This is a genomic window from Gluconacetobacter entanii (assembly GCF_003206495.1).
In the GTDB taxonomy this organism is placed as follows: domain Bacteria; phylum Pseudomonadota; class Alphaproteobacteria; order Acetobacterales; family Acetobacteraceae; genus Novacetimonas; species Novacetimonas entanii.
In genome coordinates this window covers 59,623-80,309 of record NZ_NKUF01000003.1, presented here as the reverse complement: position 1 = coordinate 80,309, position 20,687 = coordinate 59,623, and the positions used below count along the sequence as shown (strand labels likewise).

Below are 20,687 nucleotides of genomic sequence, written 5' to 3'. Positions count from 1 at the left end.
GATGAGTCAACTCCAACGACGCGCCGATCCTACTTTTTACCGCTGGAAACCGGCATGCGCAGGGCTTTTTCCTCCACCCCGGTGACATGTGGCGGAATGAAGAACGGGGCCAGCGCCCTGAAATCCCCCATCCGTGGCGAACGCGGCCGCCACGCAAGTCCGATCGTGCGCCATGCCTGACATCCGGTCACAGGGCGCGCCACAACCGCCTGATCGCGCAGCAGGCCCGACTGTACCGCCATATGCGGCAGCAGCGCCACCCCGAGTCCCGCCGCCACCATCTCCACCAGCGTATGCAGGGAGGTGACGGTAAATTCCTCCTCCGCGCCTTCGGTGTTCGACCATCCGCGCACCTGCCGGCACAGGGCCAGCGTCTGGTCACGCAGGCAGTGCCCGTCCTCCAGCAGGATCATGCGTTCGGAGACGATTCGTTCAACCGGCACGCCCGACAGTTTCGACAGCGGGTGCATCTCCGGCATCACCAGCATGAAGGGATCGCGCCACAGGGGCCATGTCTCGCTGTCGGCGCAGTCGCACGGCATCGCCAGCAGCACGAGGTCCAGACGCCCCAGCGCCAGCTTTTCCAGCACGTGATGGGTCAGGTCCTCGTTCAGCGACAGGCGCAGGCGCGGGAACCCCTGGCGCAGCCTGCGGATCAGGTCGGGCACGACGAACGGCCCGATGGTGGGGATGACGCCGATCCGCAGCAGGCCGCTCATCGGTTCGTGGGAGGCCACGGCCACGTCAAGCACCGCCTGCAACGCCTCCAGCGCAAGGCGCGCGCGCGCGACCACCTCGTTACCCAGGGGGGTGAACACCACTTTCTTGCCCACGTCACGGTCGAGCAGCCGCACATCCATCTGCCGTTCCAGCGCCAGGATCCCGGCCGAAAGCGTGGATTGCGTGACGGCGCAGCTTTTGGCCGCGCGCCCGAAATGACGGAGTTCCGCAAGGGTCACGAGATAACGCAACTGCTGTGCGGAGGGCATGGGAATCATCGACTAATTCGATCATGAATATGTGAATTATTCACTGGCATGATAGCAGCATCAAGGTCATAGATATACCCCATCGGACGCGCCCCACCGGGCGGCCTGCCTGATCCCCAACCGAATCAAGGGAGATTCCTCAAATGCTTACAGTCGGTGATAAGTTCCCCAGCTTCAGCCTTGACGCCGTTCCCGGCGGGGCCGAGGGCCTGAAGGGCGAGTTCGTCAAGATTACGGACGAAAGCAACGCGGGCAAGTGGAAGGTCGTCTTCTTCTGGCCGCTCGACTTCACCTTCGTCTGCCCGACCGAGATCGTGGCGTTCGGCAAGCTGGCCGGTGAATTCAAGGACCGCGACGCCGTCGTGTATGGCGTGTCGATCGACAGCGCGTTCGTGCACCTGAACTGGCGCCTGAACAACGAGGACCTCAAGAACCTCGAGATCCCGATGCTCTCCGACATCAAGCGTGAACTGATCGAGGGCGTGGGCGTCATGTCGCAGGGTGCGGGCGCCGCCTATCGCGCGACCTTCATCATCGACCCCGAGGGCGTCATCCGCCATGTCAGCGTCAACGACCTGTCGGTCGGCCGCAACCCACAGGAAATCCTGCGCATCCTCGACGGGCTGCAGAGCGATGAGCTGTGCCCGTGCAACTGGAAGAAGGGCGACGCCTTCATCAAGGCCTGATCGCACCCTTTCCCGGGCCTGAACGGTCCGGGCGCTCCCCCGCGTGGCACCTGCCGCGCGGGGGATGTCCGCATCCCCGGATGTCGTGGCGCGCCACCATGCCCGCGACATCCGGGGATGAGGACCCTTCCCGCGATCCTGCGGCGTGGCATGTGGGATGGGCGGGTTCCCCCTTCTCCCTTCCCCCACCAGTGCAAGGCATCCTCCCATGTCGCTCGATACGCTCAAATCCCTGCTGCCCGACTATGCCAAGGACCTGAAGCTCAACCTCGGCTCGCTCTCCCATGACGTCACGCTCACGCCGCAGCAACTGGCCGGCACGTTCGTGGCGTCGGCCATCGCGTCGCGCAACCCGCTGGTCACCGACCTGCTGCGCGCCCATTTCGCCGACGCCCTGTCGGCCGGGGCGCTGGACGCCGCGCGGGCGGCGGCGGCGATCATGGGCATGAACAATGTCTATTACCGTTTCGTGCATCTGGTGGGCGGCGATTACGCCAAGATGCCGGCGCAGTTGCGCATGAACGTGATCGGCCGCCCGGGCGTGGAAAAGGTGGATTTCGAACTGTGGTCGCTTGCGGTATCCGCCATCAACGGGTGCGGCATGTGCATGGAAAGCCATGAACATGCCCTGCGCAAGGCGGGCCTTACGACCGAACAGATCCAGACGGCGGTGCGTGTCGCCGCCACCGTGCATGGCGTGGCCGTGACCCTTGACGGGGCAAAGGCCCCCGCCACCACCTGATCGGGGGAAAAACGGCATCTTCATGAAAAAGATGCCGTTTTTTTTCATAAGGGCGTTGCCAGACCTGCCGAACCCTGTTATTTGCCCATCCACCGAATGGTTCTCGGGTTTTCTTCTTCCCGAAAGCTTACGCGGGTGTAGCTCAGTTGGTTAGAGCGCCGGCCTGTCACGCCGGAGGTCGCGGGTTCGAGCCCCGTCACTCGCGCCATTTCACGGTGCATTCCCCAAAAAAAATACAATGCCGGTCCGGGTGACGCTGTTATGCGTGGCGGATGGATGGCTTTCGTTGCATCGCATCCCCATCGGCGGCAGGATGGCATCCCATTCTTTCCCTACTCGTCAGAGGACCGGATGCCTGACCTCTTTACGCCCTATACCCTCAAGGGGCGCACCCTGCGCAATCGCATCGCCGTCTCCCCGATGTGCCAGTATCTTGCCGTCGATGGCGTGGCGGGGGATTGGCATAATGTCCATTACGCCTCGCTTGCCCGTGGCGGCAGCGGACTGGTGGTGGTGGAGGCGACCGCCGTCTCCCCCGAAGGACGCATCACACCGGGCTGCCTCGGGCTGTGGAACGATGCACAGGCCGAAGCCCTGCGCCCCATCGCGCGCGCCATCCGTGACGCAGGCGCGGTGCCGGGCATCCAGATCGCCCATGCCGGGCGCAAGGCCAGCGCGAACCGCCCGTGGGAAGGTGACGACCATATCGCCGCCGATGACCCGCGTGGCTGGGAGACCATCTCGCCTTCCGCCATTCCCTTTGGCGCCAACCTGCCAAAGGTGCCGCGCGCCATGACGCCGGAGGACATCACCCGCGTCCGGCAGGATTTCGTCGCCAGCGCGATTCGTGCCCGCGACGCGGGGTTCGGGTGGCTGATGCTGCATTTCGCGCATGGCTATCTGGGGCAGAGTTTCCTCTCCCCCTACTCCAACCAGCGCACCGACCTGTATGGCGGCAGCCTGGAGAACCGCGCGCGCTTCCTGCTGGAAACGCTGAGCGAGGTACGCGCCGTCTGGCCGGAAGACCGGCCGATGAGCGCGCGTCTGGGCATGATCGAATTCGACGGCCATGACGAGGAAACGCTGGAGGACGCCATTACGCTGGCGCGTCACTTCCGCACGCTGGGGCTGGATTTCCTTGATGTCAGCATCGGGTTTTCCACGCCGGAGGCAAAGATCCCGTGGGGTCCGGCCTTCATGGCCCCCATCGCCGCGCGCGTGCGCCGCGAAAGCGGGCTGCCCGTGGCGACAAGCTGGTACATCAGCAAGCCGGAACAGGCCAGCAGCCTGATCGCGGACGAATCGCTGGACCTTGTCATGCTGGGCCGGCCATTCCTTGAAAACCCGCACTGGCCGTACGCCGCCGCACGCGCGCTCGGTCGCCCTGATGCGGCGCATGTCCTGCCCGAACCCTACGCCCACTGGCTGGAGCGCTACCGTTCGGAATAAGCGCCTTATCTTCTAAAAGTTTTTGGTGAAGCTTTTGATCGAAAAAGCTTCGAAAGACGCCGCCTTTTTCGATCAAAAGGCGACACCCAAAAACTTTTATTCTTTAAGGATTTATCCTATCCACACGTCTTCAGGTGCAGGGCCAGCGCCTCGGCCCCTTCGCTGACATCGCGCCATGTGATCGCGAAATCCTCGGCCGTGCCGTAATAGGGATCGACCACGGCCGCGCCCTTGCGATGCGCCACATGATCCAGCAGCAGCGACAGCTCCGCCACGCCATCCGCAGGACGCATCCGCGACAGGTGCTCCAGATTGGCATGGTCCATGGCGATGACATGGGTGAAATCGTGAAAGTCGCGTTCCGTCACGACGCGGGCGCGGTACCGGTCGATATCAATCCCGTTCTGGCGCGCCATCGCACGGGCACGGCGGTCCGGCGGATCACCCACATGCCAGTTGCCGGTCCCTGCCGAATCCACATGCACATCCAGCCCATGGCGGGCCGCCGCCTGCCGGAACGCGGCCTCCGCCAGTGGTGAGCGGCAGATATTGCCCATGCAGACGAACAGGACCGACAGCCTGCGTTTCATGCCCATACAATCCATTGATAAGAATAAAAGATTCAGGAAATGTCGCCTCCCGAAAAAGGCGACACCCAAAAACTCCTGAATTATGCGCCCTCCGGTCAGGCGGAGGCAGGCGCTCCCTTTTCGGGATAACGTTCACGCAGCAGGCCGACCGTCTTTGCGATCATGTCCGCCGGCGTCTCCTCCAGCGTGACGACCACCGGATGTTCGTCGGGCGTCGGCGGCTCCAGCGTGGCCAACTGGCTTGGCAGCAGGCTTGGCGGCATGTAATGGCCACGTCGCCGTTCCAGACGCGCCAGCAGGACATCCGGCGGAATCTGGAGATAGACGAACACGATCCCCGGCGCATCGGCACGCAGGATATCACGATAGGAGCGTTTCAGCGCGGAGCAGGTCAGGATTCCCCCCTGCCCCGATTCCACACGCTGTTTCAGCCAGTCATGGCAGCGTTCCAGCCATGGCAGGCGGTCGGCGTCCGTCAGGGGGATGCCCGCCGCCATCTTGTCCACGTTCGCCTTGGGATGCAGCAGGTCACCTTCCTGATAAGGCCAGCCCAGAAGGTTGTGCAGGCCCGCCGCCAGCGTGGTCTTGCCACACCCCGACACCCCCATGATCACCAGGACAAGCGGACGGATACCCTGATCCTGAAGAACGGCAGAGGTCATGATGGCTCCAGATGCTTCAGCCCGTCATGCGCGGCCACGATCACTTCGGACGTGCGCCCGATGAACAGGCCGGTTTCAATGACGCCCACGATGGCGCGCAACCGGCGCGCCAGGGCAACGGAATCGGCGATGGCGCCGAAATGGCAGTCCAGGATCATGTTGCCGCCATCGGTGACAAACACGTTCCCGCTGCGGTCCAGGCGCTGCGTGATGCGCGCGCCAAGGGCCTCGATCTGTCGCGCGGTGCTTTCCCAGCCAAAGGTCGTCACTTCCACCGGGACGGGCACGTGATGGCCCAGATGATCGACAAGCTTGCTTTCATCCACCACCACGACAAAGCGGCGCGATGCAGCGGCGACGATCTTTTCGCGAAACAACGCGCCGCCCAGCCCCTTGATGAGATTGAGCGTGCCGAGTTCCACCTCATCCGCGCCATCAATGTCGATGTCGATCTGCGGATGGGTGGCGAACGTCACCAGCTTGATGCCATGCGCACGGGCCTGTTCGGCGGAATGTTCGGACGTGGGGATGGCGCAGAATCGCAGCCCCTCCGCCCAGCGACGGCCAAGTTCCTCGATCATGTAGGCCGACGTGCTGCCCGATCCCAGCCCGACCACCATGCCATCCTGCACCATGGACGCGGCCTCGATCGCGGCCTGACGCTTGAGTTTCGCCCTTGGATCGCCACCCTGGCTTGACATTGCCCTGTCTCCTCCCCGCGTGGGCCGTTTCGCATCCATGCGGCGGCCCCTCGTTATTGTTTGTATCGTGCGGTCACGACTGCCCGACAAGGCTGGATTATTGCCCGGCGGCCGCCTTGTCCAGAAGCCAGATGAGTTCGCCCTCGGTCGTGATGTGGCTGGCCGGTTCGGCAGGGTCCCCCGCGCGCACCTTTGCAAAGGCATCCTTCTTCGCCGCCCATGCCAGCATGAACACCACATGGCGGCTGGAATGGATGGCGGGATAGGTCAGGGTCAGGCGCGTATGCGGCGCATCGTCGGGCACGCAGGTGGACACCCATAATTTACGTTCCTGCAGCACGGGCTGGCGCGGGAACAGCGACGCGGTATGGCCATTGTCGCCCAGGCCAAGCATCACGACATCGAACAGCGGGCGTCCCGGCTGCAGCGTATCCGCGCCATAGACCTTCTGCAGTTCGGCCTGGTACTGCGCCGCCGCCGCCGCCGGATCGCCGGAGGTCGGCATGCGGTGGATGTTGCCGATGGGCACCGGCACATGTTCGAGCATCTCCGTCTCGACCATGTTGTAATTGCTGGCCGGGTCGTCGGCGGGGACGAATCGTTCATCGCCAAAGAAGAACTGCGTATTCGCCCACGGGAAGCGTCCGGCGTATTCCTCCGACGCCAGAATCTGGTACAGCCGTTTCGGCGTCGATCCCCCCGACAGGGCAAGGACGAACGGACCGTCCTTTTTCGCCAGCGCCTGCTGCGTCAGCCATTTTGCCATGTACTGGGCAATCGCTTCCCCATCGGCAAGGACGATCATCTCGCCCGTCTTGACGTCATGCCCGCCCATCAGTTCGCATCCCCCAGCACGTATTTCTCGATCCCGTTGGCGAATCCCTCCTCCTCGCACGAGGTGGAGACATAGGTCGCCTGTTTCTGCACTTCGGGGCTGGCCTGCCCCATCGCGATCGACATCCCGCTCTTGCGGAACATCAGCACATCGTTGGGCTGGTCGCCCAGGGTCACCATCTGGGACGCCGGCACCCCCAGAAGCCGCTCCAGCGTCATGACCACGCCGCCCTTGTTGGCGTCGCGGTTGGTGACATCGACATAGTACGGCTGCGACAGGGCGGCGGACGCCGTATCGCCCAGCGCCTGCTGCAGGTCATGTTCCAGCCGCTTCATCAGGTCGAGGTCATCGCTGACGCCGGTGATCTTGACCACCTGGTCCAGTTCCTCGCCAATCACGCCGACCTTTGGCGGGAATCTCACCGTCCACTGTTCGCGCGCGACATGCGGCGCCTTGATGTCGGAGACGATCCAGTCATTGCCGTTATAGACCCACGGGTCGGCCTTGTGATCGCGGATGATGCCGATCACCCTGCGCGCGACGTCGGCCGTCAGGGTCCGTGCCTCGATCACGGAAAAATCCGGCCGCACCATCATGCCACCGTTGAAGCCTGCGATCGGTTCGTCGATCTTCAGCGGCTTGATCAGCATCTCCATCCCCTTGGGGGGACGTCCGCTGGTGATGGCGAACAGGATGCCGCGCTCCCGCAGGCGTTCGACCGCGCGGATCGCACGCGGGGTCAGGATCTTGTCCTTCGTGACCAGTGTGCCATCGACATCGGCCAGCACCAGGCGTATCTGCTGGCCCGTGGCCGGTGTCGCCTGTGTTCCCACTGGTTGCATAACCTTCTCCTTCTGCGTCATCTGACATCAGGCCCGGGGCAGGACGAAACGTTCCATCGCCCGCGCCCAGCCATCATGCGTATTGGCGTCCGTCACGAAATGGGCGTGCTTTTGCACCTCCGCCGGGGCGTTGCCCATCGCGATGGCCACACCGGCGACATCAAGCATCGGGATATCATTGTTCATGTCCCCGATGCAGGCCACTTCGTGAATATCAATCCCCATCAGGGCGGCCAGCTCCCGCGCGGCATGGCCCTTGTTCGCCAGCGGATGGGTGACATCGACCAGCCATTCGGAGGAGCGGTGGACATTCGCCCGCCCGGCAAGCTGCACGCTCAGTTCGCGCTCCACCGTGCGCAGTCGCGCCGCATCGGTGGAGACACCCATGATCTTTCCCACACCTTCGTAATGGCGCGACAGGTCGGGGGCGACGACGGGAATGGTCTTCACCACTTCCGCCTCATGCCGGACCTGCGGCGTGCTGCCGTCGCGCACCAGCCATTCGTAATCAATGAACAGCCACGGATCGACCTCGCGCGACAGCAGTTCCTCCACCGCCTCACGCGTGGTCTCCGGCGCCAGCGAATGGCGCGACATGATCTTGCCGTCGGGGGTGCAGATCAGCCCGCCATTCAGCGCCGCGATCGGGCGGTCAATGCCCAGCGGCCCGAGGAACGGCTGCATCCCCACGGGGCCACGGCTGCTGACGAGGCACAGCGCGATGCCCGCCCTGCGCAGGGCCTGTGCGGCGGCCAGCACATCCGGCGTCACCCTCTTGTCCTGGGGCACAAGGGTGCCGTCGATATCCGAAACCACAAGGCGGATCCTGTCGGACGGCGGGCGTTTTGCTGTCATGCGTGTGTCATCCTGTGTCTCATGACCCGATCCTGAGCCAGTGCCGGTGATCGCGGGCCAGCAGGTCGTCGGCGGCCTTTGGCCCCTCCGAACCGGCGGGGTAGAAATGCAGGAAGCCCGGATCGCGTTCCCATTCCAGCACGGGCTGGACCACCCGCCATCCGGCCTCGATATTGTCGGCGCGCTGGAACAGCGTCGCATCGCCGATCATACAGTCATAGATCAGGGTTTCATACCCCGTGCTCGGCCCTTCGCTGAACCATTCGGAATAGTCGAACTTCATCCGCACCCCGCCCAGATGCACCGTGGGGCCGGGGATTTTCGCGGAAAACTGCATCGTCACCCCTTCGGTGGGCTGGATATGCAGCATCATGATGTTCGGCGTCAGCTTTTCCACCGGCGTATCGCGGAACAGGGCATAGGGCGCGGACTTGAAATGGATGGCGATTTCCGTCTTGCGCGCCGCCAGGCGCTTGCCCGTGCGGACATAGAACGGCACCCCGGCCCAGCGCCAGTTATCAATCCGCAGCTTCATCGCGACATAGGTTTCGGTGCGGGAATTCGGATTGATCCCCGGCTCCTCGCGGTATCCGACGACAGGTTCGCCCCTGATGCTGCCCGCGCCGTACTGCGCGCGCACCACGTCCTCGCGCCCGACGGTGTGGATGGCCTTGAGCACCTTGGTCTTCTCGTCACGCACGGCGTCGGCGTCGAAGGAGGTCGGGGCCTCCATCGCCGTCATCGCCAGAAGCTGCATGACATGGTTGGGCACCATGTCGCGCACGGCCCCCGTGCCCTCATAGAATTTGGCCCGCTGCTCGACGCCCACGGTTTCAGCGGCCGTGATCTGGACATGGTCGATATTGTCGCGGTTCCACAACGGTTCGAAGAAGCCATTGGAAAACCGCAGCGCAAGGATGTTCTGCACCGTTTCCTTGCCCAGATAATGGTCGATGCGATAGATCTGGCGTTCACGCAGGCTCTTGAGCAGGCGCGCATTCAGCGCCACGGCGGAGGCAAGGTCGCTGCCGAAGGGCTTTTCGATGATGACGCGGCGGAACATGCCGTCGGTTTCATGGGCAAGGCCGCTATGGCCAAGCCTGTCCACGATCGCGCCAAAGAAACGCGCCGCCACCGCAAGGTAGAAGATGCAGTTCTCCTCCCCCACTTCCCTGGCGATCTGGGCATAGGTCGCCTCGTCCTCGAACGAACCGCGGATGTAGCGGATACGCGTGCGCATCCATTCCCACACATCCTCGCGCAGGGCGACGGCCTCGGTCGCGCGGCTGGTGACAAAGTTCTTCAGCGCGTCATGGAAATTCTGCTGAAGCTGGCCGGTGGACATGTCGGTCCAGTCAACGGCCACGATCGAGAAATGGTCATCAAGCAGCCCCGCGCAGGCAAGGTTGTAGATCGCGGGGATCAGCAGGCGGCGCGTCAGGTCGCCGCCGCCGCCAAAGATGACAAATGTACCGGGGGGACTGCGACGCGTGGTGTTTTCATGCCCCACGTCGCCAATCTGCGATGATGCCGATGCGACGATGTTTTCCATCAGGCTGCTCCATGATCCGTTTCCATCCAGTAGAAACCCGGCCGCCAGCCTGCGGTCTTTTTGTTGCCGTCTCGATCATGGCAGCCGGGCGTGCGCTCAGACGCGGGACGCGTCAGTTGTTCGTCCCCTCGATATGGCCGCCAAAGCCAAAGCGCATGGCCGAGAGCATCTTCTCGGCATAGTTGTTGCCCGTGCGCGAGCGGAAGCGCGTGAACAGCGACGCGGTGATGACCGGCACCGGCACCGCTTCCTCGATCGCGGCCTCGATGGTCCAGCGACCCTCGCCCGAATCCGCGACGTCGCCCTTGTAGTTCGACAGGTCGGGATTGTTGGCCAGCGTCTGCGCCGACAGGTCGAGCAGCCACGACGACACGACGCTGCCGCGACGCCAGACCTCGGCGATGTCGGGCATGTTCAGTTCGAACCGCTGGTCCTCGGGCAGGGCGGTGGAGTTCTTCGACTTCATGACGTCGAAGCCATCGGCAAAGGCCTGCATGATGCCGTATTCGATGCCGTTATGGACCATCTTGACGAAATGGCCCGACCCGGCGGGGCCGCAATGCAGGTAGCCAAGCTCCGCGCGCGGGTCCATGCCCGGCTTGTCACGGCCCGGCGTGCGCGGCACATCGCCCAGGCCCGGCGCCAGCGCGCGCAGGATCGGGTCGATATGGTCGGTGGCGTCCTTGGTGCCGCCGTACATCATGCAGTAGCCGCGCTCCAGCCCCCACACGCCGCCCGACGTGCCGACATCGACGTAATGGATGCCCTTTTTCGCCAGTTCGGCGGCACGGCGGATATCGTCCTTGTAGAACGAATTGCCGCCATCGATCAGGATGTCGTTCTTGCCCAGGAGGCCGCCAAGTTCCTTGACCGCGGCCTCCGTCACCTCACCGGCGGGCAGCATCAGCCAGATGATCTTGCGATCCGCCGTCAGCTTTCCCACCATGTCCTTCAGGCCGGTGGCGGGCTTCGTCTTCCCGGCCTCGGCGCGTGCGCCGACCTTGGACACCACTTCCGGATCCCGGTCGAAAAGGACCACGTCATGGCCATGACGCGTCAGGCGGACGGAGATGTTCCCCCCCATCTTGCCCAGGCCGACGATACCGATTTGCATGATAACTGATACTCCTGCTGTAAAATCCTGCCCCGTCGCGCGCCCGGCCCATGCGGCGCGGGCGACGGCGCGGACATCCACCCCACCACCGATAGCATCAGTGGCGGGGCGGTGCGTTGCGGTGGATCAGACCGCCGCCCTGATGATCTGCCCCAGCTTTTCGAGGCCGGACTTCAGGTCGCCATGGATGTGCACCCGCACGGCACGGCGGCCGCGTTCGCCCAGCACCTCGAGGTCACCGCGGGCCTGCGCTTCCTTGACGATGCCGAAGGTGTATTTTTCCCCCGGGACCGGCAGGGTGATCGCATCATCCGCCGTGATCTGCACGAACACGCCCGTGTCGGGCCCGACCTTGTAGGCCTGTCCGGTGGAATGCTGGAACCGCGGGCCGAATTCCGCCGCCGTCGCCAGCTTCAGCGCATCGCGGATCGCAAGGCGCACACCCTGGATCCATTCGCGCGTCGCCGTGTCACGCTCGATATAGGCCAGCAGGGCGACATAATCCCCGGCCTTCGCACGGGCGAAATGCGCCTTGAGGATGCCCTCGGCCGTCTTGCCGTCCTTCAGCGCCGCCGCGTTCTTCGGGTCGGCATAGAACGCGAACGTTGCGTCCTTGAAGAAGGGTTCGTAGGGCGGCAGCCTGCCGGTTTCGTTATAGGCGGTGGTGATCTTCTTGGTCTCGATCTTCGAGGCCTCGACATCAGGCTGGTCAAAGGCGTCGATGCCGATGATCGACCCGGCCACGGCGGTCGCGAATTCCCAGCGGAAGAATTCCTCGACGATCTGGCGCCTGTCATGCAGTTCGATGGTCACGACAGGCTCGCCCGCTGCAATCAGCGCCTTGAACGCCGCGTCCTGCTTCTCGCACGGCTTTTCGGCAAGGCGCAGGTAGACGAACAGCCGGTCCTTGCCATAGACCGAGGCCGGGCCCGCTGTCTCATCATCGATGGGGATCAGGCCGCGGCCGTTCTTGCCGGTAGATTCCGCCAGCAACTGCTCCAGCCACGCACCCATGTCATAGATCCCGGGCGAGGCAAGGATCGTCACCTTGTCACGACCGAACGACTTTGCCGCGACACCCAGCACGGTGCCCAGCAGGGCGCCGGGATTCTGGGCCGGGGGCACGGATGCGGCGCAGGATTTTTCACCCCGCAGCGCGGATTCCAGCAGAAGGCGCAGCGGCAGGCCGGCGGCGGCGGCAGGCACCATGCCGAAATCGGACAGCACGGAATACCGTCCGCCGATCTGCTTTTCACCGTAGAAGATCTTCCAGAACCCGTCGGCCTTCGCCACGGCTTCCATGTGCGACCCGGGATCGGTTACGGCGATGAAGTGCGAACCGACCTTATCGCCGAGCACCTTCTTCGCTTCGTCGAAGAAATAGGCCTTCAGGATGTTCGGCTCCAGCGTGCCGCCCGACTTGGACGAGACGATGAACAGCGTCTTTGCAATGTCGATTTTTTTCTCGAACGCCTTGACCTGCTGCGGGTCGGTGCTGTCGAGGATATAGAGGTGCGGGAAGCCCTCGTGCTTGCCGAACGTCTCCGACAGGACTTCGGGACCAAGGCTCGACCCGCCCATGCCCAGCAGCAGCACGTCGCGGAAACCGCGCGCCTTCACCTCGGCCTGGAATTCCTCGAACTTCGGCAGGTCCAGGATCTGGTCGTCAACGATCGACAGCCATTTCAGCCAGTTCGCCTCGTCCTTGCCGGTCCACAGCGTGGCGTCCTTCGCCCACAGGCGACGTACCTTGCCATCCTTGCGCCAGTCCTCAAGTTCCGCCTTGACGGCGGCGTCGAGGTCGGCGGGCAGGTGCAGCGTGGTCGTGGTGACCTTCTTCCCCACGAAGGCCGCCTGCTTTGCCGCAACCGAGCCGAGCAGTTCGTCGAACGCGTCCTCGAACGACTTCACGCCCTCATCGACCAGCACGGTGGTCACGCCAGCGAGGTCGAGGCCAAGGCGCTTTGCCTCCGCAAGGACCTGTTCCGCGCCCTTGAGGTCCTCGGTCAGGGTCGGGGCCACCTTGCCATGGTCGCGGAAGGCGTCGAACGTCTTGGGCGGGATGGTGTTGACCGTGTCCTCGCCAATCAGGGAATCGACATACAGCACGTCGCTGAAGGACTTGTCCTTCGTGCCCGTGCTGGCCCACAGCAGGCGCTGCGGCATGGCGCCAGCGGCCGCCAGCTTCTGCCAGCGCGGGCTTTTCATCACGCCCTGCCAGTATGCATAGGCCTGCTTGGCGTTGGCGATGGCGACCTTGCCGCGCAGGGCCTTCAGGGCTGCGGCGTCCCTGTCACCGGCGGCGACGCGGCGGTCGATCTCGCCATCGATCTTCACGTCGATGCGGCTGACGAAGAAGGAGGCGACACTGGCGATGCCCGCCACGCTCTTGCCCTGCGCCAGACGGTCCTCAAGCCCCACGATATAGGCCTCGAGCACCTTCTTGTAGGCGTCGTTGGAGAACAGCAGCGTGACGTTGACGTTGATCCCCTCGGCAATGGCGGTGCGCACGGCGGGCGCGCCCTCCTGCGTGCCGGGGATCTTGATCATCAGGTTGGCGGCATCGACCGCCTTCCACAGGCGGCGGGCCTCGACGATGGTGGCCTGCGTGTCGCGCGCAAGATAGGGGGAGACCTCAAGGCTGACATAGCCGTCAACGCCCTTCGTCTGCTCATAGACGGGATGCAGCACCTTTGCCGCGTCACGGATGTCCGTGATCGCCAGCATTTCATACAGGGTCCCGGCATCGACGATCTGGTGTTCAAGGATGGAACGGATCTGCGGATCGTAATCCGTGCCCTGCCCCATCGCCTTCTGGAAGATCGCGGGGTTGGAGGTCACGCCCTTCAGCCCGTCCTCATCCACCAGCTTCTTCAGGCTGCCATTGGCGGTATAGGACCGCTGGATGAAGTCCAGCCACGGCGACTGCCCGTATTTCGCAAGCTGCTTCAGCGGGTTGGCCGCGCCGTCCTTACCTGTTTCGTGCACACTCATTTCTGTGCATTCCCTTCTCTTGGGCGGGCGGGTGCGCGCACCATGCGTCGCGGCGCCCCTCCGCCTTGGTCCTGACAAAAACGGAAAACAGGGCCATGCGTGGCCCTGTCCCGTTGTGGATGACGGTCTATGACGCCTTGCGGGCAAGCTGCCTGCGCGCCTCCGCCACGACGGCGTCCACGGTAAAGCCGAACTTGACCTCCAGCTCCTCCGCCGGTGCGGAAGCGCCGAACGTGTGCATGACGATGGTCGCGCCATCGAGCCCGACATACCGGTCCAAGCCAAGCTGCGCCGCCTGTTCCACCGCCACGCGGGCGGTAACGTCACGGGGCAGCACGCTGTCGCGATAGGATTGGGGCTGGGCCTCGAACAGGTCCCACGACGGCATCGACACGACGCGCGCCTTCACGCCTTCGGCCTTGAGCCGCTCGTACGCCTTCACCACCAGACCGACCTCGCTGCCTGTCGCCATAAGGATGACATCGGGTTTGCCATCGGCATCCGCAAGGACATACGCCCCTTTTGCCAGCCCCGACGCAGGCGCATAGGTCTTGCGGCAGATGGTCGGCAGGTTCTGGCGGCTCAGCACCAGCACGCTTGGGCGATCCGTCAGCGGGATCAGCGTGCGCCACGCCTCGGCCACCTCGTTCGCGTCGGACGGACGGATCAGGGTGACACCCGGCGTCGCGCGCAGTTGCGCCAGTTGCTCGATCGGCTGGTGGGTCGGCCCGTCCTCGCCCACGCCGATGGAATCGTGGGTGAAGATATACAGCACCGGCAGCTTCATCAGCGCCGACAGGCGGATCGGCGGCTTCATGTAGTCGGAGAAGATCAGGAAGCCCGAGCAGTAGGGCCGCAGCCCCGCAAGCGCGAGACCGTTGCAGATCGAGCCCATGACATGTTCACGCACGCCGAAATGCAGGTTGCGTCCGCCATAGGTCGCCCCCCACTGCGGCGGCTGGAAATCGCCCGCGCCCTCGAACGTCATGTGCGTCTTGGTGGACGGCGACAGGTCGGCCGAACCGCCGATCATCCACGGATAGTTGACGGCCACCTGGTTGAGCACCTTGGCCGAGCTTGCGCGCGAGGCGATGCCCTTGGCGTCGGCAGGGAAGGTCGCGATGTCCTTGTCCCAGCCCTCGGGCAACCTGCCTGCGAAGATGCTGTCAAGCTGCGCGGCGAGATCCGGGTATTCCTTGCGATAGGCGGCGAACAGGTCGTCCCACGCCTTGCTGGCCGCGGCGCCGCGTGTCGCGATGCCCGCCTGGAAATGCTCCGGCACGCCATCGGGGACATAGAAGCTCTTGTCCTCCGGCCAGCCGTAGAATTTCTTGGTCTCGCGGATTTCCTCGACGCCGAGCGGCGATCCGTGCGCTTCCGCCGTGCCGGCCTTGTGCGGCGAACCCCAGCCGATGATCGAATGCACGATGATCAGCGTCGGGCGCGACGTCTCGGCCTTCGCTTCCTCGAGCAGGCGCCTGAAATCACCCGTGTCGTTGGCGTCGCGCAGTTCGAGCACGTGCCAGCCATAGGCCTCGAAACGCTTGTGCACGTTTTCGGTGAAGGTGATGTGGGTATCACCCTCGATGGAAATGCGGTTGCTGTCGTAGATCCACGTCAGGTTGCCGAGCTTGAGGTGACCGGCGACGGATGCGGCCTCGCTCGAGACGCCTTCCATGTTGTCGCCATCGCCGCAGAACGTATAGACGTGGTAGTCGAACAGCTTGAATTCCGGCTTGTTGAAGCGCGCGGCAAGCCATTTTTCCGCCATCGCCATGCCCACGGAATTGCCGCACCCCTGACCGAGCGGACCGGTCGTGGTCTCGACGCCTGCGGTGTGGTGGTATTCGGGATGGCCCGGCGTGCGGGAATCAAGCTGGCGGAACTGCTCGATATCCTTGACCGTCAGCGACTGTGCATCGACCACCTTGCCGTCCCTGATGTCACGCACCCCGGCCAGATAGATCAGCGAATACAGCAGCATCGACGCATGGCCGATCGACAGCACGAAGCGGTCGCGGTTGGGCCACAGCGGATTGGCGGGGTCATAGTTCAGGACATCGCGCCACAGCGTATAGGCCGGGGGCGCAAGCGCCATGGCCGTGCCGGGATGGCCGGAATTGGCCTTCTGCACCGCGTCCATGGACAATGTGCGGATCGTGTTGATGCACAACGTATCGATGTTGGCCGGCATGCTGCCGCCTCCTTCTGGTGCCCTTGCGGGACAGGGAAACAATGAATGCATAAAACCGCTCTCCTTCATCATGACTGCCCCGATCCGCAACACGCCCGACATGCCGGGGCGGCGGAAGATCCTCCCGCCTTCCCGCTTCAATCCGGCAGGATGCACATCACGCGACAGACGCCGACGTCCCGCGCCGCCCCGACGGGGGCGGTATGCGGGGTTGCGATACGCCGGGGCCTGTCCGAAACGGTTGATGGGGCAACCGTTTTACGCACAATCTCACGACCACCTTATGGGAACAAGCCACCTCATCCGGCGCGACAGCACACGTATTGAAGGCCCGAACCGCCCGTGACGCCAGCCTTGGCGAATCACGACTGCTCGACCCCACGATACGTATCCGTAACGGACCCGGCGCGGATGGGCCTGCTCCCCTGCCATGTTTCGTGCGACATCGGCGCGGCCATGAAAATGACATGACCCCATGCCAGACCCATCCCCGACAATATCACGGCACGAAGACAGCCTGCCCCCCGTCTTGCGAAGGGGGCCGGCATTGCGTAATCATCGACGCTGGCGCCGCGCGGCATCGCGCGACCGGCCCGCCACGGCGCATGCCATGGCGGCAGGGGCGTCCGGGCGGATCCCCGCCCCACCCGTTATCCCTCACATACGCGAGGCAGGCCCATGACCCAGACAATCGCCAGCGGCGACCCCGCCGCCACCGCATCGGAGCAGACCTTTACGGACACGCAGATCGCGGACCTGTACCTGTCCGCCGCACGGGATGGGGAGACGGACCTGGTCAGGGAATTCCTGCGCGCGGGAATCGACCCCGACATCCGCAATGACAAGGGATATACCGCCCTGATCCTGGCGGGGTACAACGGGCATGCGGACACGATGCGCGCGCTGCTCGAAGGGGGGGCGAACCCGGACCTGCAGGACCAGAAGGGGGCGACAGCGCTGGCGGGGGTGGCGTTCAAGGGCGACCTGCCGGGCGCACGCACGCTGATCGCGCACGGGGCGAAAATCGACATCCCCAACGGGGTCGGCCGCACGCCGCTGATCTTTGCCGTCATGTTCAACCGCGACCCGATGGTGGCGCTGCTGCTGGAACATGGGGCGGATCCCGACCTGCGCGATGGCGAAGGCGTCAGCGCACGCATGCTGGCGACCCGGCAGGACAATGCCGAACTTCTGGCGCTGATGGGACGCAAGCCGCCGCAGGCGTAAGCGATTACCCCGCCTGCCATTTGATACACCCATTCCCCACGCCCTGCGTCGGCATGCGCCCTGCATGCCGGCGTATTTCGCATTTCAGTGGAACCCAAATGCAATGAGCCGTTTCTGGAGCCCCGTCGTCCACACCCTGACCCCCTATGTCCCGGGGGAGCAGCCGCGGATGACCAACCTGATCAAGCTCAATACCAACGAATCCCCCTATGGCCCGTCGCCGAAGGCACTGGCGGCCATCCGGGCGGCGACGGACGACACGCTGCGCCTGTATCCCGACCCGTCGGCGCTGGCGCTGCGCCAGGCGATCGGGCGCGCCCATGACGTGCCGGCGGGGCATGTGTTCGTGGGCAACGGGTCGGACGAGGTCCTGGCCCATACGTTCCAGGCGCTGCTGAAGCATGAGGGACCGCTGCTGTTCCCCGACATCTCCTACAGCTTCTATCCCGTCTATTGCGGGCTGTACGGCATCACGGCGCAGATGGTGCCGCTGGATGCGGGCATGCGCGTCAGGGTCGCGGACTACATGCGCCCGTGCGGCGGCGTGATCGTGCCCAACCCGAACGCCCCCACCGGCATGGCGCTGTCCCTTGCGGATATCGAGGCGCTGCTGACGCACCACCGCGACCAGGTGGTTGTCGTGGACGAGGCCTATGTCGATTTCGGGGGCGAGACCGCGATTCCCCTGACCGCGCGCCATGACAACCTGCTGGTGGTGCGCACCCTGTCCAAATCCAGTGCGCTCGCAGGGCTGCGGGTGGGGTATGCCGTAGGGCATCCCGACCTGATCGAGGCGCTGACCCGCGTGAAGGACAGCTTCAACTCCTATCCGCTCGACCGTCTGGCGCAGGCCGGTGCGATTGCCGCGATCGAGGATCGGGAATGGCTTGCCAACATACGCGAACGGATCATAAGATCACGCGACAGGCTGACAGACAGCCTGGGAAAGATGGGGTTCGAGGTCCTTCCCTCATGCGCGAATTTCGTGTTTGCGCACCATCCTGACCATGACGCACTGAACCTTGCCCGGGCCCTGCGGGAACGGGCGATCATCGTGCGGCATTTCAGGACACCCCGAATCGCCCAATGGCTCCGTATCACCATCGGGACCGAGGCCGAATGTCAGGCGCTGTGCGACGCACTGGCTGACATCATGGCCACGGCCCGCGCCTGAGCGCATACGCGCCTTCTGGCTGACACGGACCGGTTGACCGCCGTCATGCCCCATGCATGGAACCTTCCTTCATGGGCGTGTGGGCGTGCGTGTTCTTTCTTCCCTGACCTGAACCGACGTCTTGTTTTCCATTCGAATGGATTATCATCATGCGTGCATTCCACGGACAGATGTCCGACAACCAGCCCATCCGCCGTTCGCTGGCGGAAAAGCAGAAGCAGTTGCGCGACCTGCGTGAAACCCTTGCGGCCATGAAATCGCACACCGCCCCTACCCTGCGTGAAAGCGTGCAGAAGCGCATCCGCCAGCTGGAGGCCGAACTGGCCGCCGCCCCGGCGATGAAAACACCCGCGGGCAAGGGACGCGATACCGCTGGTGGCGCGCGTACGCCCTCACACTCCCCCCGGCGTCGGCCCGAACGGGGCTGAGACGACAGGGGACGCCCCCCTGATGGGGCACCCATATGAAAAAAGCGCGGACCTGCCGGGGCGGGTCCGCGCTTTTTCTTTGGAAAGCCGTTTCGCAAAGCAGAAATGTCCGGGTGCTGCCCTTTTTGTTTTAACGGCGGCGTCTTCCGAAGCTTTTTGGAAGAAGCTTCTTTTGAGCTTTCCGGACAGTTCCGCCCAGGCCTTCCCCGCGCCAGAAGGTGCGGGGAAGGTAAGAGGCGATCAGTGCTCGGCGGCAGCCAGTTCCTCGGCAATGTCACCACGGGCCGCGGCCTCGTCCATGTAACGACGCGCTTCGGGGGAAATCGTCAGCGTGATCGTCAGCAGGGCCGACACCAGATACAGGCCGGAGAAGATCCAGATGATCCCCTCGATCCCGTGCCATGATTCAAAAACCACGTCACGACGGCCGGACCGACCCAGGTGCTTGCCCCCGCGCCAAGGCCCAGCGCGGACAGCGCCGCCGCCTTTTCCTTGGGGCAGATCTGCGGCATCAGGCCCGACAGCGGCACGAAGGCGGCAACGGTGGCGCCATACAGCGCACCCATGGCGGCAGCAATCGCGAAGTTGCCCGGGAACATCAGCGGCACGTAGTAGAACAGCAGGACCGTGATCGCGGCACCGACGCCACCACCGATGGCGACGACCGAACGGTGGCCAAGGCGGTCGGCCATCATGCCCGACACCAGGTTCACAAGGATGTTCGCCAGGAAGATGATCGACAGAAGCTGCAGCCACTGCGACAGCGAAAAGCCGATGACCTTGGTGAAGAACGCCGGCATGATGACCAGGAACGCATATTCCGACGCGGTGTCGATGATGCGCACGATCATGGCGATGAACGTCTTGGGTTCACGCCACAGGATGCTGACGGAACTGAAGAAGATCGTACTCGCAGGCGTTCCCGGTTCGGCAAGGCGCTTGCTGCCGGTGGGTTCGCGCGTCATCAGCAGCGCAAGCAGGCCGCCGAACAGCACGAGTGCCAGCGAACTCCAGAAGGTCATCATCTCGCCAATCACGGGAATGGCGAAGCTGGCGAACAGGGAGCCAAGCGTCGGCAGGCCACCGGAGAAGGCGAACCAGAACCAGCCTGCCGCCGAACCAAGCTGGTGGCGGGGCGTCGCCGCCGCGATCCACACCAGGAAGCCATACGTGAACAGCGGATAGCCGAAGCCACGCATCGTATAGGCCGCAAGCATGATGGAATAGCTGTTGGTCGCAACTCCCAGGGACAGGAACGCGACCTCGAACACGGCCCAGATCGCAAGGCCGATCCACATGACCCGCTTGGGGCCCCACAGGTCGGACAGCGGACCCGATACCCACGAGGAGATGGAAACCGTCACTCCATAAATCGTGAAGAGCAGCGCGGTGTCACGGGCGGAAATGCCCTGCCCTTCAAGATACGGCGCGAGATAACCTGCCTCCACGCCGTCACCGATCATGAAGAACAGCAGGCCGACAAAGCCCCAGAACAGGGGGGTCGGGATGCCAAGCTTATCGGCAAGCGAAGTTCGTTGGGACAGAATGTCTGTCTGTTTCAAGGGGAGATTCTCCTCTTTCACAGGCAGCCAACACTAGATTGAGTGGCTCCGCCTCATTGCGGAGCGTCGATGCAGGCTGCGTCCACGATGC

17 protein-coding genes, 1 tRNA gene and 1 pseudogene are annotated in these 20,687 nt (G+C 64.0%); 7 read left to right on the top strand and 12 right to left on the bottom strand.

The window, feature by feature from the left end; genetic code table 11:
- Positions 1-29 precede the first annotated feature (29 nt).
- Positions 30-998 carry a hydrogen peroxide-inducible genes activator gene (locus CFR72_RS02345; protein WP_110912459.1) on the bottom strand — a complete coding sequence of 323 codons (969 nt, stop codon included), beginning with the start codon at positions 996-998 and terminating at the stop codon, positions 30-32.
- Positions 999-1,132: 134 nt separating this feature from the next.
- Between CFR72_RS02345 and CFR72_RS02340 the strand changes: the two genes are divergently transcribed.
- The 4 genes from CFR72_RS02340 (at position 1,133) to CFR72_RS02325 (ending at position 3,866) form a co-directional block, all read left to right on the top strand.
- A complete protein-coding gene (locus CFR72_RS02340) occupies positions 1,133-1,675 on the top strand; it encodes a peroxiredoxin (protein ID WP_110912458.1) in 543 nt (180 codons plus the stop codon).
- A gap of 208 nt (positions 1,676-1,883) precedes the next feature.
- Positions 1,884-2,417, top strand: coding sequence for a carboxymuconolactone decarboxylase family protein (locus tag CFR72_RS02335; protein WP_110912457.1), 534 nt, complete (start codon positions 1,884-1,886; stop codon positions 2,415-2,417).
- A gap of 131 nt (positions 2,418-2,548) precedes the next feature.
- Positions 2,549-2,625, top strand: a tRNA-Asp gene (locus CFR72_RS02330).
- 143 nt (positions 2,626-2,768) lie between these two features.
- Positions 2,769-3,866: an NADH:flavin oxidoreductase/NADH oxidase gene (locus CFR72_RS02325; RefSeq protein ID WP_167400278.1), complete on the top strand. Its 1,098-nt coding sequence runs from the start codon at positions 2,769-2,771 to the stop codon at positions 3,864-3,866.
- 116 nt (positions 3,867-3,982) lie between these two features.
- Here the strand turns inward: CFR72_RS02325 and CFR72_RS02320 are convergent, their stop codons facing one another.
- From CFR72_RS02320 to tkt, 10 genes are all read right to left on the bottom strand, one after another.
- The gene (locus CFR72_RS02320) at positions 3,983-4,456 is read right to left on the bottom strand and encodes a low molecular weight protein-tyrosine-phosphatase (protein ID WP_110912541.1); all 474 of its coding nucleotides are present in this window, start codon (positions 4,454-4,456) and stop codon (positions 3,983-3,985) included.
- A 95-nt stretch (positions 4,457-4,551) separates the two neighbouring features.
- Complete coding sequence (locus tag CFR72_RS02315) at positions 4,552-5,118, bottom strand: gluconokinase (RefSeq protein ID WP_110912455.1); 567 nt, start codon at positions 5,116-5,118, stop codon at positions 4,552-4,554.
- Positions 5,115-5,819, bottom strand: a complete 705-nt coding sequence (gene rpiA, locus CFR72_RS02310) for a ribose-5-phosphate isomerase RpiA (protein WP_110912454.1) — start codon at positions 5,817-5,819, stop codon at positions 5,115-5,117. Before rpiA ends, CFR72_RS02315 begins: the two co-directional genes overlap by 4 nt.
- Positions 5,820-5,916: 97 nt before the next feature.
- Positions 5,917-6,654 (bottom strand): 6-phosphogluconolactonase, encoded by a 738-nt coding sequence (pgl, locus tag CFR72_RS02305; protein ID WP_110912453.1) that lies wholly within the window; start codon positions 6,652-6,654, stop codon positions 5,917-5,919.
- Complete coding sequence (locus CFR72_RS02300; RefSeq protein ID WP_110912540.1) at positions 6,654-7,496, bottom strand: Cof-type HAD-IIB family hydrolase; 843 nt, start codon at positions 7,494-7,496, stop codon at positions 6,654-6,656. The genes pgl and CFR72_RS02300 overlap by 1 nt, the downstream gene beginning before the upstream one ends.
- 27 nt (positions 7,497-7,523) lie before the next feature.
- Positions 7,524-8,351 (bottom strand): Cof-type HAD-IIB family hydrolase, encoded by an 828-nt coding sequence (locus CFR72_RS02295; protein WP_110912452.1) that lies wholly within the window; start codon positions 8,349-8,351, stop codon positions 7,524-7,526.
- 19 nt (positions 8,352-8,370) lie between these two features.
- Positions 8,371-9,903 (bottom strand): glucose-6-phosphate dehydrogenase, encoded by a 1,533-nt coding sequence (gene zwf, locus CFR72_RS02290; protein WP_110912451.1) that lies wholly within the window; start codon positions 9,901-9,903, stop codon positions 8,371-8,373.
- 112 nt (positions 9,904-10,015) lie between these two features.
- A complete protein-coding gene (gnd, locus tag CFR72_RS02285) occupies positions 10,016-11,017 on the bottom strand; it encodes a phosphogluconate dehydrogenase (NAD(+)-dependent, decarboxylating) (RefSeq protein ID WP_110912450.1) in 1,002 nt (333 codons plus the stop codon).
- A gap of 126 nt (positions 11,018-11,143) precedes the next feature.
- Positions 11,144-14,011, bottom strand: coding sequence for a bifunctional transaldolase/phosoglucose isomerase (locus CFR72_RS02280; protein WP_110912449.1), 2,868 nt, complete (start codon positions 14,009-14,011; stop codon positions 11,144-11,146).
- A 127-nt stretch (positions 14,012-14,138) separates the two neighbouring features.
- Entirely contained in the window at positions 14,139-16,205 is a 2,067-nt protein-coding gene (tkt, locus tag CFR72_RS02275; protein WP_208629945.1) for a transketolase, read from the bottom strand.
- 678 nt (positions 16,206-16,883) lie between these two features.
- Here tkt and CFR72_RS02270 point away from each other — a divergent pair.
- The 3 genes from CFR72_RS02270 (at position 16,884) to CFR72_RS02260 (ending at position 19,034) form a co-directional block, all read left to right on the top strand.
- On the top strand, positions 16,884-17,432 hold the full coding sequence (locus CFR72_RS02270; protein ID WP_110912448.1) for an ankyrin repeat domain-containing protein: 549 nt from the start codon (positions 16,884-16,886) through the stop codon (positions 17,430-17,432).
- 103 nt (positions 17,433-17,535) lie between these two features.
- Complete coding sequence (hisC, locus tag CFR72_RS02265; protein ID WP_110912447.1) at positions 17,536-18,606, top strand: histidinol-phosphate transaminase; 1,071 nt, start codon at positions 17,536-17,538, stop codon at positions 18,604-18,606.
- 149 nt (positions 18,607-18,755) lie between these two features.
- Positions 18,756-19,034, top strand: a complete 279-nt coding sequence (locus tag CFR72_RS02260) for a hypothetical protein (protein ID WP_110912446.1) — start codon at positions 18,756-18,758, stop codon at positions 19,032-19,034.
- Between the two features lie 240 nt (positions 19,035-19,274).
- On the opposite strand, the pseudogene CFR72_RS02255 reads toward CFR72_RS02260, so the two are convergent.
- Positions 19,275-20,596: pseudogene (locus CFR72_RS02255) on the bottom strand (MFS transporter).
- Positions 20,597-20,687 lie beyond the last annotated feature (91 nt).

Excerpts from the sequence above, each read along its gene's own strand:
- CFR72_RS02340 (WP_110912458.1), top strand. The coding sequence starts at position 1,133 with ATGCTTACAGTCGGTGATAAGTTCCCCAGCTTCAGCCTTGACGCCGTT.
- CFR72_RS02325 (WP_167400278.1), top strand. The coding sequence starts at position 2,769 with ATGCCTGACCTCTTTACGCCCTATACCCTCAAGGGGCGCACCCTGCGC.
- CFR72_RS02295 (WP_110912452.1), bottom strand. The coding sequence starts at position 8,351 with ATGACAGCAAAACGCCCGCCGTCCGACAGGATCCGCCTTGTGGTTTCG.
- CFR72_RS02315 (WP_110912455.1), bottom strand. The coding sequence starts at position 5,118 with ATGACCTCTGCCGTTCTTCAGGATCAGGGTATCCGTCCGCTTGTCCTG.
- rpiA (WP_110912454.1), bottom strand. The coding sequence starts at position 5,819 with ATGTCAAGCCAGGGTGGCGATCCAAGGGCGAAACTCAAGCGTCAGGCC.
- CFR72_RS02320 (WP_110912541.1), bottom strand. The coding sequence starts at position 4,456 with ATGAAACGCAGGCTGTCGGTCCTGTTCGTCTGCATGGGCAATATCTGC.
- gnd (WP_110912450.1), bottom strand. The coding sequence starts at position 11,017 with ATGCAAATCGGTATCGTCGGCCTGGGCAAGATGGGGGGGAACATCTCC.
- CFR72_RS02280 (WP_110912449.1), bottom strand. The coding sequence starts at position 14,011 with ATGAGTGTGCACGAAACAGGTAAGGACGGCGCGGCCAACCCGCTGAAG.
- CFR72_RS02335 (WP_110912457.1), top strand. The coding sequence starts at position 1,884 with ATGTCGCTCGATACGCTCAAATCCCTGCTGCCCGACTATGCCAAGGAC.
- pgl (WP_110912453.1), bottom strand. The coding sequence starts at position 6,654 with ATGGGCGGGCATGACGTCAAGACGGGCGAGATGATCGTCCTTGCCGAT.
- CFR72_RS02300 (WP_110912540.1), bottom strand. The coding sequence starts at position 7,496 with ATGCAACCAGTGGGAACACAGGCGACACCGGCCACGGGCCAGCAGATA.
- CFR72_RS02270 (WP_110912448.1), top strand. The coding sequence starts at position 16,884 with ATGACCCAGACAATCGCCAGCGGCGACCCCGCCGCCACCGCATCGGAG.
- tkt (WP_208629945.1), bottom strand. The coding sequence starts at position 16,205 with ATGCCGGCCAACATCGATACGTTGTGCATCAACACGATCCGCACATTG.
- zwf (WP_110912451.1), bottom strand. The coding sequence starts at position 9,903 with ATGGAAAACATCGTCGCATCGGCATCATCGCAGATTGGCGACGTGGGG.
- CFR72_RS02260 (WP_110912446.1), top strand. The coding sequence starts at position 18,756 with ATGCGTGCATTCCACGGACAGATGTCCGACAACCAGCCCATCCGCCGT.
- CFR72_RS02345 (WP_110912459.1), bottom strand. The coding sequence starts at position 998 with ATGATTCCCATGCCCTCCGCACAGCAGTTGCGTTATCTCGTGACCCTT.
- hisC (WP_110912447.1), top strand. The coding sequence starts at position 17,536 with ATGAGCCGTTTCTGGAGCCCCGTCGTCCACACCCTGACCCCCTATGTC.